This window comes from uncultured Limnohabitans sp. (assembly GCF_937889215.1).
Taxonomy (GTDB): domain Bacteria; phylum Pseudomonadota; class Gammaproteobacteria; order Burkholderiales; family Burkholderiaceae_C; genus Limnohabitans_A.
Map to the genome: position 1 here is coordinate 1 of NZ_CALBEX010000071.1, position 14,471 is coordinate 14,471.

Annotated in this window: 14 protein-coding genes; all 14 read right to left on the reverse strand. The window is 61.8% G+C overall.

The genetic code is table 11. The features are described 5' to 3' along the window. Positions 1-94 precede the first annotated feature (94 nt). The gene (locus Q0341_RS01610) at positions 95-487 is read right to left on the reverse strand and encodes a MarR family winged helix-turn-helix transcriptional regulator (protein WP_299510108.1); all 393 of its coding nucleotides are present in this window, start codon (positions 485-487) and stop codon (positions 95-97) included. 140 nt (positions 488-627) lie between these two features. Beyond that, positions 628-2,346 carry an acyl-CoA dehydrogenase family protein gene (locus Q0341_RS01615; RefSeq protein ID WP_299510094.1) on the reverse strand — a complete coding sequence of 573 codons (1,719 nt, stop codon included), beginning with the start codon at positions 2,344-2,346 and terminating at the stop codon, positions 628-630. 15 nt (positions 2,347-2,361) lie between these two features. Next, positions 2,362-2,781 (reverse strand): acyl-CoA thioesterase, encoded by a 420-nt coding sequence (locus tag Q0341_RS01620; RefSeq protein WP_299510095.1) that lies wholly within the window; start codon positions 2,779-2,781, stop codon positions 2,362-2,364. Positions 2,782-2,790: 9 nt separating this feature from the next. After that, a complete protein-coding gene (locus tag Q0341_RS01625; protein ID WP_299510096.1) occupies positions 2,791-3,570 on the reverse strand; it encodes an SDR family NAD(P)-dependent oxidoreductase in 780 nt (259 codons plus the stop codon). Between the two features lie 194 nt (positions 3,571-3,764). Next, positions 3,765-5,027 (reverse strand): thiolase family protein, encoded by a 1,263-nt coding sequence (locus Q0341_RS01630; protein WP_299510097.1) that lies wholly within the window; start codon positions 5,025-5,027, stop codon positions 3,765-3,767. Positions 5,028-5,163: 136 nt separating this feature from the next. After that, entirely contained in the window at positions 5,164-7,014 is a 1,851-nt protein-coding gene (locus tag Q0341_RS01635) for a feruloyl-CoA synthase (protein WP_299510098.1), read from the reverse strand. A gap of 21 nt (positions 7,015-7,035) precedes the next feature. Further along, the gene (locus Q0341_RS01640; protein ID WP_299510099.1) at positions 7,036-7,845 is read right to left on the reverse strand and encodes a crotonase/enoyl-CoA hydratase family protein; all 810 of its coding nucleotides are present in this window, start codon (positions 7,843-7,845) and stop codon (positions 7,036-7,038) included. A gap of 320 nt (positions 7,846-8,165) precedes the next feature. Then, positions 8,166-8,507 carry an ATPase with chaperone activity gene (locus Q0341_RS01645; RefSeq protein WP_299510101.1) on the reverse strand — a complete coding sequence of 114 codons (342 nt, stop codon included), beginning with the start codon at positions 8,505-8,507 and terminating at the stop codon, positions 8,166-8,168. A 117-nt stretch (positions 8,508-8,624) separates the two neighbouring features. Then, positions 8,625-9,932, reverse strand: coding sequence for a chromate efflux transporter (gene chrA / locus Q0341_RS01650; RefSeq protein ID WP_299510102.1), 1,308 nt, complete (start codon positions 9,930-9,932; stop codon positions 8,625-8,627). Beyond that, positions 9,929-10,309: a hypothetical protein gene (locus tag Q0341_RS01655; protein ID WP_299510103.1), complete on the reverse strand. Its 381-nt coding sequence runs from the start codon at positions 10,307-10,309 to the stop codon at positions 9,929-9,931. Before Q0341_RS01655 ends, chrA begins: the two co-directional genes overlap by 4 nt. A 136-nt stretch (positions 10,310-10,445) precedes the next feature. After that, positions 10,446-11,507: a cyclase family protein gene (locus tag Q0341_RS01660; protein ID WP_299510104.1), complete on the reverse strand. Its 1,062-nt coding sequence runs from the start codon at positions 11,505-11,507 to the stop codon at positions 10,446-10,448. 300 nt (positions 11,508-11,807) lie between these two features. Next, complete coding sequence (locus Q0341_RS01665; RefSeq protein ID WP_299510105.1) at positions 11,808-12,698, reverse strand: DMT family transporter; 891 nt, start codon at positions 12,696-12,698, stop codon at positions 11,808-11,810. 24 nt (positions 12,699-12,722) lie between these two features. Continuing rightward, complete coding sequence (locus Q0341_RS01670) at positions 12,723-13,490, reverse strand: SDR family NAD(P)-dependent oxidoreductase (protein ID WP_299510106.1); 768 nt, start codon at positions 13,488-13,490, stop codon at positions 12,723-12,725. 477 nt (positions 13,491-13,967) lie between these two features. Next, positions 13,968-14,471: tyrosine-type recombinase/integrase (locus Q0341_RS01675; protein WP_299510107.1), on the reverse strand; the 504-nt coding region annotated here is incomplete at its 5' end.

The following is a 14,471-nucleotide window of genomic DNA, read 5'->3' on the forward strand; positions in this document are numbered from 1 at the left end:
GCAAGCATTGGTGGGCGAGGGTGCCACGCTCAAGCCGACACCTGCGCCGAGAGCTGTGTTTAAAACAGCGCATCGACATGTTGGCCGAATGCGGTCAAAGGTAAATTTTTTGCAGCAGCGTCAGCAGCGTTTTGCGCTGCGCTGGCGTGAGCTTGGCGGTTTTTTCGATTTCCAGCTCGGTGGCCGTTTGCTCGGCTTGCACCATCAAGTCATGGCCTTTGGGGGTGGCGTGCAGCCCCACGGCTCTGCCGTCGTGCGGGTGGGGCTTGCGCTCGATCAGCCCGCGTGACTCCAGCGACTGGATCAGGCCCACCAAGTTGGGGGGCAGCAGGTTGAGGGTGGCGCACAACTGGCGCGAGGTCACGCCCGGGTTGTGCTGAATGGTCGACATGACCGAAAAATCCACAGGCTTGAGGCCATAAGGGGCCAGCCGTTCCAAAAACAGTTCGATGATGCTCAGGGCGGCGCGACGGGCGTTGTAACCCATCAGTGTCTGCAGGTAGCGTGTGTCGACTTGGTCGATGGCGGCCAAGTCGGTGCTTGCCAGAGGTAGCTTGACGCGCTTGCGTGGAGCCGCAGCGGGCACTTGGGGAGATGGGTGGGGCTGGCTTGGCATGAAGCAGGCGATTATGCCGCCGCCGCGCATTGCTGAACGATGATGAAGCTGCGCATTTGAAACTCGGGCAGCACCCAGTCGCGCAAGGCTTTGGCCGGGGCTCGCCAGCGGCGGTCCGCGTCGAGCGTGTGGGCGTCCACGCCCGCCTCGATGCGCAACCAGGCCCAATCCATCAGCACCAGCGCCACGGCGCGCAAATAATCGTCGGCCACGCGGTAGGCCAACGCCGGGTCTTGGGGGGCGGCCTTGACGATTTGTTCGGTCACGGCGCGCAGCGTTTGGATGCGCGCTTGCGCCGAGGTGCTGGTTTTGGCCGTTTTGGGCAGGTCGGTCGCGATCGTGTCGAGCAAGGTTTTCATGGCCACGCCACCATCGGGCAACACTTTGCGCACCAACAGGTCAATCGCCTGAATTTCGTTGGTGCCCTCGTAAATCATGGCCACGCGGGCGTCACGCACGATTTGCTCAATGCCCCATTCACGCACATAACCGTGGCCGCCCAACACCTGCAGGCAGTCACTGCCGCCATGAAAGGCTTGGTGGGTGAAGACCGATTTCATGACCGGTGTGACCAGCGCGCACCAGCGCTGGGCGGCGGCTTGCGTGTTGGCATCGGGGCTGTGTTTGATCAGGTCGAGTTCGAGCGCGGTGCGGTAAGCCAGCACACGACCGGCGTCGACCCAGGCGCGCTGCGTGTCCAAGATGCGGCGCATGGCCGGGTGCTCACCAATCAAATCCGCTTCGCCCGCGCTTTTGCCTTTGCCCGGCGCACGCATCTGGCGGCGCTCTTGTGAATAGGCGTCGGCCTTTTGCCAAGCGGCGTCCAGCAGGCCAATGCCTTGCAAAGCCACATGCAGGCGAGCTGCGTTCATCATCACGAACATCGCGTTCAGGCCCTTGCCGGGTTCGCCCACTATTGAAGAGACTGCTTCGTCAAAACGCATCACGCAGGTGGGGCTGCCGTGCAGGCCCATCTTTTCTTCGATGCGGTCGCAGTGCACACGGCTGCGCGAGCCATCGGGGTAGAACTTGGGCACGAGAAACAGCGACAGGCCTTTGGGGCCGGGCGGCGCATCGGGCAGGCGGGCCAGCACCAAGTGCACGATGTTGTCGCTCAGGTCGTGCTCGCCGCCCGAGATGAAAATTTTGGTGCCGCTGACCGCGTACCGCCCATCGGGCAGGGGAACGGCTTTGGTTGTGGCCAAGCCGAGGTCAGAACCGGCATGCGGCTCGGTCAGGCACATGGTGGCAAGCCATTCGCCGGTGGCCACTTTCTCTAAATAGTGCGCTTTGAGTTCGTCGCTGGCGTGGTGTTTGATGCACTCGTAAGCGCCATGCAACAAGCCCGGCGCCATGGTCCAACCGTGGTTGGCGGCGCTCAGCATTTCGTAGAGCATGGCTTCGAGCACGGTGGGCAGGCCTTGACCGCCGTCTTCGGTGCTGGCGGCCAGGGCGGGCCAGCCCGATTGCCAAAAGGACTGGTACGCATCCTTGAAGCCCGGCGGCATGGTGACTGCGCCGTCCTTCCACTGTGCACCTGTTTCGTCGCCATCACGGTTGAGCGGGGCGATGACTTCGCCCACGAACTTGCCAGCCTCCTGAAGTACTTGCTGCATCAGCTCGGCGTCCACCTCGGCAAAGGCGGGCAGGGTTTGCAGTTGGGCGGGCGCGTTCAAAACGCGGGACAACAAAAACTGCATCTCTTCGGTGCGGGGTTGGTAGGCGTTCATGGGGTTTTCAGTCTTTCAGCTGCACAGGGCCTTGATGTCCTCAGGCACAGGGATGGATTTGATGCGGTCCGGGTCTTCGGGGTGCTTGATGCAAAAGGCGCGCACTTCGGTGCCTTCGCACAGGACGGTATCGCCGCGCATGACCACATGCTTGTGCACAAACACTTTCTCACGCCATTCCTGCACGCTGGTGTGCACCTGCAGGGTTTCGCCATAGGTGGCGGGGCGGATGAACTTGGTGTTGATCTCCAAGAGCGGCGTGCCGATGATGCCGCGCGTCTTGACCAGTTCGCGCCAAGGCAAGATGCCGCACTTCATGAAGAAGTTCAGCGATGAAGCGTCCATCCATTTGGAGAAATTGGGGAAGAAGACAATGCCTGCGGGGTCGCAGTCGCCGAACACCACTTGCACTTCGTAAACAACGGTTTTGCTCATGTTCGGCTTTCAGCGGGGGGCCATGCGCAACGCGCCATCGAGGCGAATGACTTCGCCGTTCAGGTGGTCGTTGTGCACGATGTGGCAGGCCAGTTCGGCAAATTCGCTGGGCTTGCCCAGGCGGGCGGGGAAGGGGATGCTGGCGGCCAATGATTGCTGCACCGGTTCTGGCAGGCTGGCCAACAAAGGGGTCTTGAACAGGCCGGGCGCGATGGTGCACACGCGGATGCCGTGCTGCGCCAAGTCGCGCGCCATGGGCAGCGTCATGCCCACCACGCCCGCTTTGGACGCGCTGTAGGCCTGCTGGCCCACCTGGCCGTCGAAGGCTGCGACCGAGGCGGTGAAGACCATCACGCCACGGGCACCGTCAGTCTCACCATCTTTTTCCATCGGGTCGAGCTTGCTGCAGGCCTCGGCAAACAAACGCGCTGCGTTGTAGGTGCCGATCAGGTTCACGTTGATGACCTTGGCAAACTCCTCCAGCGGTGCGGCCTTGCCGTCCTTGCCGACCACGCGCTTGGCAGTGCCAATGCCAGCGATCTGCATCAAGATGCGGGCGGGGCCGTGAGCCGCGGCGGCTGTCTCGATGGCATGCTGCATGCTGTCTGCATCGCTCACATTGCAGTGCACTGCAACGCCGCCAATGTCAGCTGCCACGCGCTCTGCGTTGGCCATGTTCAGGTCGAGCACCGCGACCTTGGCGCCCAGACGGGCCAGTTCGCGCGCTGTGGCTTCGCCCAAACCAGAGCCACCGCCGGTGACCAATGCTGCTTGTCCTTGGATGTTCATGTCAGTTCCTTTTTGTCAGAGGTCGAACCTTCGGGTCCGTCGTTTCGGTGGGGTGTCGGGGCTAAAGCCACCGACCTACAAAATCAACCTGCGGGTTCTTGGGTTTTGTATTTGGTAGGTCGGTGCCTTCAGGTCCGACATGCCCGCAGACCGCGACCATGTCGGACCTGAAGGCACCGACCTACAAATTCGGGTCATGCGGCTTCGGGGTTTTCGATCAACAGCGCAATGCCTTGCCCGCCGCCCACACAAGCGCTGGAGATGCCATAACGCAAGCCCGAGCGCTGCAGTTCACGCGCCAGCGTGATGGTCAGGCGTACGCCGGTGGCGGCCAGGGGGTGGCCGAGCGCAATCGCACCGCCGTTGACGTTGAGCTTGGACACATCCAGACCCAGCTCTTTCGCCACAGCCAGCGTTTGCGCGCCTTGCGCTTCGTTGATCTCAAAGCGTCCGATGTCCGACAGCTTCAGGCCCGTGCGCTCCAGCAACAAGCGGATCGCAGGCGCAGGACCAATGCCCATGATTTCGGGCGGCACGCCCACGGCCGCAGCGGCGACCACGCGGGCAATGGGTTTTTTGCCTTGGGCTTTGGCCAATTTCTTTGCGAACTCGCCGGATGTGACCACACAAGCCGCCGCCGCATCGACCAAAGCCGAGCTGTTGCCACCGGTTTGCACGCCGCCTTCGTACACCGACCGGAGCTTGCCCAGCACCTCGGCTGGCGAGATGCGCGGGTGCGTGTCGGCGCTGACCTCCGTCACTTTGCCTTGCAGCTTGATGCCCCGGGAAACGTAACCTTCGAGCTCAAATTTTTCAGTGACCACCGGCACGATCTCGCCCGCATGAAAACCGGCTTGTTGCGCGGCCACGGCCTTGGCGAAAGATTCAGAGGCGAACTGGTCCACCTCTTCGCGGGTGATGCTGTATTTTTTGGCGAGGTTCTCGGCGGTCTGGATCATGTTGATGCCTGCGGCCGGGTCTTTCAGGGCTTCCCACATGAAGTCCTTGAAGCCGACGGGTGCGCCGAGCTTGAAGCCGGTGCGGTGGTCAAAGGCGGCAATCGGGTTGCGCGTCATGCTCTCGGTGCCGACCACCAGCGCGGCCTCACAAACGCCCGCTTCGATCTGCTCGCCCGCTTGGCGAAACAGCTCAAAGCCAGTGCCGCAAATGCGCTGCACCATGATGGCGGGCACCTCTTGCGGGACGCCTGCGTACAGGCCAATGTGGCGCGGCAGCACAAACTGGTCGAAGTCGCCAGGGGCCATGTTGCCGGTGATGACCGAGCCGATCTCGCTGGCGGCGATGCCTGCGCGCTTCAAAGCTTCGCGTGCGGCCTTGATGCCCAAGTCGGTGGGCGAGATGTGACCCAACGCGCCGCAGTAATCGACCATGGGCGTGCGCACGCCTTCGTGCATCCACACATCGGCAAACGCGTTGAAAAATCCTTTGGAGCTCATGTTTGTTCTTTCGATTTTTTGTGGGAGCGGTCTCTGACCGCGATGGGGTTGGGTGTCGCTGATGTTTGTGTGACGGTGTGAGCGGATCGCGGCCATAGGCCGTTCCTAAAAGCTGCGCCGATCCGAGGCTTTGTCATCATTGAGGTTGGAGGATGTGTGGCAGCGTGCCTTCGTGCAGCGCGGCCACGGTGCCCGCGCGGTGGGCCAGCACCGAGCGCTGGTTGATCGAGCCCTTGTCGGTGATCTCGCCCTTGTCGATGGTGGGCGGCTCGCTCAGCAGGCACAAGCGGGCGATGCGGCTGGCGCTGCCGGTGGCGGTTTGGGCCAGCGCGTTGACGATGGCCTGAAATTTGGCTTGCACCGGTGCGCTGGCCAGCACGTCGGCCAGCGGCGCATCGGCCGCCAGGCCGCTCAACGCGCGCACGGCCGGTGTCGGGAACACCATGGCCCCGACTTCTTTGAGGTTGATGCCGGTCAGCACCACGTCTTGGATGAACGGTGCGCCCGCGGCAATGATCTTGGCGCGCAAAGGCCCCACGCTCACAAAGGTGCCGGTGGCCAGCTTGAAGTCTTCGGCGATGCGGCCATCAAATTTCAAGCCCAGGTGCACGTCGGTCTCGTCGATCCATTTGACCGCGTCACCGGTTTTGAAGAAGCCTTCTTCATCGAATGCGCCCGTGGTTTCTTCCGGGTTGCGCCAGTAGCCGGGGGAGATGTTGGGGCCCCGGTAGCGCACCTCGGTTTTGCCTTGCGTGTCCACCAGCTTGAGCTCCAGGCCGGGGGTGGGCACACCCAAATCGCCGGCTTGCACCAAGGGGTTGGTCACAAAAATGCCAAACGGCCCAGATTCGGTCATCCCCAGGCCCGTGCCCATGACGATGCGCTCGCCGATTTCGCGCTCTTGTGATTCGTACAGGCTGTCCCAAATCGGTTGGGCCAGCGCGGCACCGGCGTAGAAAAACATTTGCACCCGCGACAACAGGGTTTGGCGCAAGGCGTCATCGGTTTTCATGGCGTTGGCAATCGCCTCAAAACCCGTGGGCACGTTGAAGTAAACGGTGGGCGCGATCTCGCGCAGGTTGCGCAGCGTCTCGCCAATCAGTGCCGGTGTGGGCTTGCCGTCGTCGATGTACAGCGTGCCGCCGTGGTAGATCGTCATGCCCACGTTGTGGTTGCCGCCGAAGGTGTGGTGCCATGGCAGCCAGTCGACCAGCACCAGTTCTTGCTCTGCCAGCACGGGCATGGACTGCGCCATTTGCTGCTGGTTGGCACACCACAGGCGCTGGGTGTTGATGACCGCTTTGGGCAACTTGGTGGAGCCGCTGGTGAACAGAAATTTGACGATGGTGTCGGGCCCGGTGGCGGCCATGGCCGCGTCCACGGCCGCTGTAGCGGGGGTGGCGCACAGGCTCTCAAAGGCGGTCACCTTGCGGCCATCCACACCGCCTTCACACATCACCACTTCCATGTCGTCACTGACCGTGGCCGCAATCGCTTTGGCGTACCGGACGTCGGAGGCGAATACCAGACCGGGGGTCACGGTGCGCAGCACATGCTTGAGCTTGTCGTAGTCCACGCTCACCAGCGAGTAGGGCGGCGAGGTGGGCACAAACGGCACACCCGCCACCATGGCGCCCAATGAAAGCAGTGCGTGTTCCAAGCTGTTTTCGCTCAGGATGACCACGGGCCGCTCGGCGCTCAGGCCCCGGTCGATCAAGCCTTGCGCAATGCAGCGCGCTGTCTGCCAAGCTTGCGCATACGTGATGTGCTGCCACTCGCCTGGGGTGCCGTCTGCCTGCTTTACGCGGCGCGCCATGAAGCTGTGGTCTGGTTTGGTTTGGGCCCAGTGCTGCAGCCGGTCGGTCATGCGTTCGGCAAAGGGCTGCAGAGGCTGCTCGGCTTTAAGGTAGCGCGTGCCGGGTGCACCATCGTGCACGGTGACACGGGTGACACCGAACTTCAGGGGACGAAATTGGGGGGCGGTCATTTTTTGTCTCCTCCAGCCGGTTCAGTCGGCTTTTTGGACTTTGGCGGCCTTGCCTTCCAAGAAGGCGCGCACGCGGGCTTTGGCTTCTGGGGCGGCTTGGGCGATGGAGGCGACCAAGGCTTCGGTGAACAGCCCGTGGTCTGCCGGCTGCTCGGCGATGCGGGGCAGGGCGTGGGTCAGGGCGAAGTTGGTCATGGGGGCGTTGGTGGCGATGCGGCTGGCCAGCTCTATGGCCTTGGCCAAGGCACCGCCGTTGGGCACCAGGTATTGGGCCAAGCCCACACGCTCGCCATCTACGGCGTTGTAGACGCGGCCGGTGAGCATCATGTCGGTCATGCGGGCGGCGCCGATCAGCTTGGGCACGCGCACCGAGCCGCCGCCACCCACAAAAATACCGCGTGTGCCTTCGGGCAGCGCGTAAAAAGTGCTTTCATCGGCCACGCGGATGTGTGCCGCAGACGCCAACTCCAGGCCACCGCCCACCACCGCGCCGTGCAAGGCGGCCACCACAGGCACCCGGCCTTGCTCGACCGCGTTCAAGGCCACATGCCAGCCACGCGAATGGAAAATGCCTTCACTGGCGTCACGCTCCTTGAGCTCTGACAAATCCAGCCCGGCGCAAAAGTGATCGCCTTCGCCGTGGATGACGGCGGCACGGGCTTCGGCCGGCAAGTTCTGAAAGACATCGCGCAAGGCTTCAATCAAGCCGTCGTTGAGGGCGTTTCGTTTGGCTGGACGGCACAAACGCACCACGGCCACATCGCCCTGCATCTCTAGGGCGATGCCGTTGGCCAGGGCGCGGTCAAGGATGGGCTGATTCAAATTTGTCATGGGGGCGTCGCTTGAAAGACATGACCGATCGGTCAAAAAGGTTATTATTGATAATCATATTGTGCTTGTCTGAGGGTGTTTTTGATCTTGGTAATTACCCTTGCTTGAGGTGAAATAACCAGACGGCTTTGGCGTGAGGAACGCCTAGGGATGTCCTAGCATTGGCGTCCAGAGCAATGGCCAAAGCATCGGGGGCCGTTTGCCAGCCCCTGGCTCAAAAACCGCGTTTTGTTTGGCCGCACGCCCCCGCTGATCAAGACCAAGCGCGGGATGAAGGGCTTTGAAGTGGCCGATTTCAAGCTGTCAGAGCGACAGCAGAATCAAATTGACGGGTCTTGTGGTGCAGGGCTTTGCAGCAGTTGGTCCATAGGCCAGTTGAGCAGCTCGGCCAAGCGGCACACCACCCAGCGGGCTTCGCTGGGGATGACCACCGAGGGCTCCGCCAGCAGCCCAAGCTCGCATTGCTGCAGCACCAGGTCTTCGGTGATGCCCAGGGTGAACTGCATGTTGGCGGCTTTTTCGGTCAACAGGTTGGCCAGGTCTTCGCACAGCTCGTAGCGCTGAGCCATCTCGCGTTGGCCCAATGTGGGTTTGATTTTTCCGGGGGGAATGTAAAGCGCCATGAACGATGGCGGGATGTGGATCTGGAATTCTTCGGTCATGGCGGTGGGGAGTTCTGGGGTGCATTAACGCACAGACCGCAGCCCATGCTCGCCCTGCAACGGTGTCGACGCGGCCTTTTCTGTCACCGGCGGTGGCCGCCCCGTTTGGTGTGCACCTCAAAAAACCAGCTGCCACACCAGGCCGATCACCGTGCACAAACCCAGCAGCCGAAACACACTGAGCTGCTGGCGAACCAGCAGCCAGACCGCCAGCAGGGTGAGCAGCAGGGCACCCACATCGGGCAGCATGTGCCAGCCCCCGGGCAGCCAGGTTTGGCGCGCAAACGTGCCTGCCAGGTGCACGATCACGCCAATCACGGCCGCCGTGATGCCTTGCAAAGGCCCCGCCAGAGAAGGCAAATGCCGGGTCGACTCGACCAGCGGCCCCCCCGCCAGAATGAACACGAATGAGGGCAAGAACGTGAACCAAGTCACCACACAGGCCGCAGCGATGCCGCCCAGCAAGGGGTTTCCCAGCAGCGCTTGGCTGTGGCCGCCCAGAAAACCCATAAAGGCCACCACCATGATCAGGGGGCCCGGCGTGCTTTCGCCCAGGGCCAGTCCATCCATCATTTGCGCGGCGCTCAGCCAGCCATACTGCGCCACTGCCGCTTGTGTCACAAAAGGCAGCACCGCATACGCGCCGCCAAAAGTGAGCAAAGCCGCTTGCGTGAAAAAACCACCCATCTGCGTGAGCGTGTGCCCCGTGCCCAAGCCCAAGGCCATCAGGCCCAAACTCAGTGCCCACAGACCCAGCCCCAAGCCCAGCGCACGCAGCAGGCGAAGATGGCTGTAACGCGTGTGCTCAGGCGGCAGGTGGGCGTCTTCCAATTCGTCGGGGGGCTGTGGGCTGGCCACATCCGCAGGGCTTTGACGCGTCAGGTAAAAGCCCACGCCCGCAGCGCAGGCCAAGATGACCGGAAACGGGACCTGCCACACCATGCCCAGCAATGACAAAATCGCCACGACCCACAGCCAACGGGCTCTCAAGGTGCGCAGCGCCAGGCGGTGTGCGGCTTGCAACACCAGAGCAGTCACGGCGGGCTTCAGGCCCCACAGCAAGGCTTGTCCCCAAGGGTGGGTTCCCCAGGCGGTGTAGGCCCAGCTCAGCACGATCAGCAGCAGCAAAGAAGGCAAGACAAACAAGGCCCCCGCCGCCAGCCCGCCGCGTGTGCCGTGCATCAGCCAGCCGGAGTAGGTGGCCAGTTGCTGGGCTTCGGGACCGGGCAGCAGCATGCAGTATTGCAGCGCATGCAGGTAGCGCTTTTCTGAAAGCCAGCGGCGGCGCACCACCAGTTCTTCGTGCATCAAGGCGATCTGTCCTGCGGGTCCACCAAAGCTCATGCAGCCCAACCAGAACCAGAATTTGATCGCCGCCCTGAAGCTGGGCAGCGCCCGTGCGTCCGAAGCCTGCGGGGTGTTCATGCCTGCTCGAAGTGGCTGCGAAATGCCTGCACAAAACCAGGCGTGCCAATCAAAGTCAGGCTCAGCGAGAGACTTTGCGAGCCGATCGGCTGGGGCAAAAGGCTCAGTTGTCCGGTGCTTGGCACGAAGCGGGGTGTGGCCACCTGGGGTTTGCTGCCTTCGCGCAGCAGCGTGACCTGCAGGTCAAAATCCCAGTTGGCACCGTTTTCAAGGGGGCCAGGGCCCTCGTGGTCAAAGCCGTGTGCCCAGCGCAGCACCTGCGCGACCTCTTCTAACAAAGCCGTGTTGTGTTGGGGGGCAGGTTGCGCCAGCGCATCCCAGCAGACCACGCCCTCGGCATCCTCGCTGCAGTCAAAATCAAGCAATTGCAAATTCATGCGTCCGTTCCATGCGTTTGTTTATCAAACCAGTCCCAATTGTCAGCTTAATTGGGGCTGTTCGATGGTCGGATGCGGTTGGCTGAGCCATTTCATGGGCTCAGCTGCAGCCTAGGGGTTGCGGCGCTTGAGCGTCTCACACCGTGGCGATGGGCGTGGCCGGTGAGCCAATGGCCCCAGGCAGGCGCAGGGGCGGGGCGGTGAGCAAAAAACGGCCTCGGCCGTTCTGGCGCAGCCAGTCGGCCAAAGGGGTGAGGTGCCAGATTTCGCCCAGATGCACGCCCAGTTTGAACAGGCAATGCTCGTGCAAGGGCAAAGCCGCGCAGCTGCCGGGTCGTGGCGAGGCGGGCAAGCCTTCAACTGCGTAGTTGTCGGCGATCAGCGCCACAAGGCCCGAATCGGTGATCCACTGCAGCAGCCGCTCGTCGCGCCCTTCGAGCACGGCACACGAGTTTTCCACCGCATGCGGGTCGGGCTGTTTGTTCATCTCCAGCAGCAGCTGCGCAAAGCCTGTGTGCAGGCACACCATGTCGCCGGGCTCTATCACCACTTGGTCTTTTTTCAGGATGTCCATCAGCAAGTCATAACCCACCCGCACCCGCTCGCGGCCCAGGTGGGCATGCAGGTCGATCATGACCGCGCGGCCTTGCACGCAGCGCTCAGACATCTTCTCGATGCCCAAGGCTTTGGCCGAAGAGGTGGATTCGCGGGCAATCTCCGGAAAACCAAAAATCCCCGCGCCTTCGCTGCCGCTGGGCCCCACCACATCGGTGCCGGCGCGAAAGCCGTTGTAATACACCGGCTCGGGCACGCCGTCGCCGTTGGCGTCGAACATCGAGCCCACATGCGCCAAGCTGTCCCACTGGGTGCTGTACTGCAAATGCATGATCACCAAGTCGTCGCACACCACATCGGTGCAAACCGGGTCGTCACACCACAGCTGGTAGTTCATATTGGGTTTGTCGCCGCGCAAGGTGGGGCGCAGCACCGGCGGCTGACGCCGGGGGTTGAGCACATTGCCCCCCGGAAAATCCAGCGGCAAGCTCAGGTTGAAAGTCTGCCCCGTGCGCACCTCTTGTATGCCTTGCAGCACTTTGTCGGGCGTCAAAAGGTTCATGCGGCCGCATTGGTCGTCGGGCCCGAAGTCGCTCCAGTTCGAGCCCGGTGGGCGCTGTTTCCAGCGGGGGGATGAAGACATGTCTGACTCCTTTGGTGGCTGCCCAAGCGCAAAACGCGTGCGTGCCATCTTGTGCGCTGGGTGGCTGCTTTTGTGTCACCGAGCTGACTTTGATTCGCAAGCCAGGCCGCCCCCGTGATCTTGTCCTGTGATGTCTTGAAAAGCGACGCGTGTTGTCGGTCGGTACCTTCAGGTCCGATGTGCATGGTTTTGCATCAGCGTCATGTTGGGGCTAAAGCCATCGGCCTACAAGGCGAAAACGCCAAAAATTTCAGCATTTGCGGTCGAATCATGGTCCGGGTGAATCCGGCGCTCAGTGGGTCAATCAGGGTGGCTGCCTTGAAACTCGCGCCACAACAAATACAGGCCGCTGGCCACCACCACCAAGGCCCCGAGCACCACGGCCAAGTCAGGCACTCGGCCAAAGACCAGCCATCCCAACACGGTCATGTAAATGATTTGCTGGTACAAAAACGGACCCAGCACTGCCGCCGACGCATAGCGGTGCGCCACGGCCACAAAGTAGTGGCCAATGCCGCCGCACAAACCGGCCAGCGCCATCACAAACCACTCCAGCAGCGTGGCCGGGTTTTGCCATTGCCACAACGCCACAGGGGTGAGCACCAAGGTCGCCACCACCGCCGAGGTCAGTTGCGTGGTGGCCGGGTTTTCGCTGCTGGCCAGATAGCGCGTCATCATGTTGAAGAGCGCATACAAAATGGCGTTGAGCGCCGACAACAAGATGGCCGGGTGAAAGCCTTGGCTGCCGGGGCGGATGATGACCAGCACGCCCGCAAAGCCCACCGCAATCGCCAGCCAACGCTTGGCGTCCAGCCGCTCACCCAGCCACCAAGCGGACAGCAGGGCAATCAAAATCGGCACGGAAAACTGCATGGCCCCGGTCTCGGCCAGCTGCAAATACTGCAAGGCCCAGAAGTTCAGCGCGGTCATGGACGCCAGCATCAAGCCGCGCAGCAGCTGCAAACGCGGGTGCCGCCAGCGCAGCAAATCGCCTTTGAGCGAGGGCGCAAACACCGCAATTGAAAACAGCGAGTGGGTGAGAAAGCGCATCCACACCACCTGCATCACGGGCAGGGTGAGCACCAGCCACTTGGCCGAAGCGTCGAGCGTGGCAAACATCAAGGTGGTGACCTTCACCAGCGCAATGCCGATGCGGCGGTGCCGGGCGCTGTCGCTGAAAAGCTGGCTCATGGGCTGGGTGAGATGCCGTCGGGCTCAGCGCTTGGCAGGCGTCTCCAGCCCGCCCATGTAAAAGCGGTTGAAGGTGGGGGAGATGATCAATTCATTGATGCAGGTGCGGGCAGGCATTTGCGCTAAAAACAAAATGGCTTGGCCCATGTCTTCGGCCTGCACCATGCGATCGCGCTGCTCGGCAGAGGGCGGCACGGGCCGCTTGTCCAAAATGGGCGTGGCCACTTCGCCAGGCAAAAGCGAGGTGGCGCGGATGCCGTGTGCGCACTCTTCCATGTTGATGGACTCGCTCAGGGCCAGCACGGCGCGTTTGGTGGCGTTGTAAGCCGGGCCGGTGAGCTTGGATGCGTAAAGCCCTGCCCAAGACGACACGTTGATGATCAAGCCGCCTTGTTGCTGGCGCATGGCAGGCAAGACCGCGTGCACGCAATAAAACAAACCTGACAAATTGATGGCCACGACATCGTCCCAAGCCTCGGGGGTGACCACGTCGAAATTGCGCTGCGTGGCATTGGTGCCAGCGCTGGTCACCAGAATGTCGATGCGACCGTGTTTGTCCAAGATCTGCTGCGCTGCTGCTTTGACGGCATGTTTGTCGGCGACATCCAGCAGCAAAGCTTCTGCGCTGCCCAAGCCCTGCAGCGTGGCCAGCGCGCTGGCGTTGGTGGCGGCGTTGCGACCTGAAATGACCACATGGACCCCGGCCTTGACCAGCTCGATTGCGCCCGCCAGTCCGATGCCGCTGCCTCCGCCGGTGATCCAAGCAATTTGGCCGTTGAGGAGGGTGTTCATGGCAGTGTCCAATTCAGGAAAGTAGGGGCGCGCCGGGCTCAGTGAGGTGGCGCTCGGGGCGAACAAGGCTTGAATATAAGCAGTCTTGTGCCTGCGGATGTGCTGCTCAGGTGACAGCGCTGACCAGTGCCGGCCCTGCAGCCTTTTGCGTGCCGGGTGATAAATGCCGATGCACTGGATGAAATGCGTGCGAATCGGACACAAAAAAGCCCACGTTGGACGTGGGCTGTTTTGTTGGATGGTGGCTCCTCGACCTGGGCTCGAACCAGGGACCTACGGATTAACAGAAAACCAGGCTCATTAAATACCCATATAAATCAATGACTTATGGTGTTTTTTAGAGGGCGTGTAATATTTCGTGTAATTGAGCCAAAGTTACATAATGTAACTGGAGCCCTGTTGAAGCAGTTAACTTGGTTTTAAGCTTATCACCTTACCCCAAAACTTCAACCAGCCGCAAAGATCCCAACCCACCGCTCAAACCAAAATCCGCTCAATCACCGCCTTTTTCTGCTCAAGCGAGTAGCCCACCGAGCCATACCGGGCAAATTCAGAAGCGTTGCGTCCGTGGCCTGTGATGGCTTCGGCAATGGGTACGGGCACATCGCCGCACGCCTTAAGCCGGTCAATGAAGGCATGTCTGAACATGTGTGTTCTGAAGTCCAGGTGCCGCATGAACTTGTTCAGAGTAGCGGCGCACGAGGTGTTGCCAATCTCTGATGCGTATTGCGGCATCAACCACTCACTTTTTTGCCTGACCGCCCGGCGGTGCAGTTCTTGGGCCGCCTCCAGCGACACGCCCAGCAGCGGCACACAGCGGATGCTGGCTTGGGTTTTGCGGTCGGTCAGGCTGTTTTTGCGCACCCAGAGGTGTGGAATCTCATGGTCCAGCACCAAGTCATCCAGGCGTGCCAGCACGGGCTCTGAAATGCGCATGCCGGTGTTGAGCTGTATCAGCGCCGCCAGCCGCGACGGAATGGG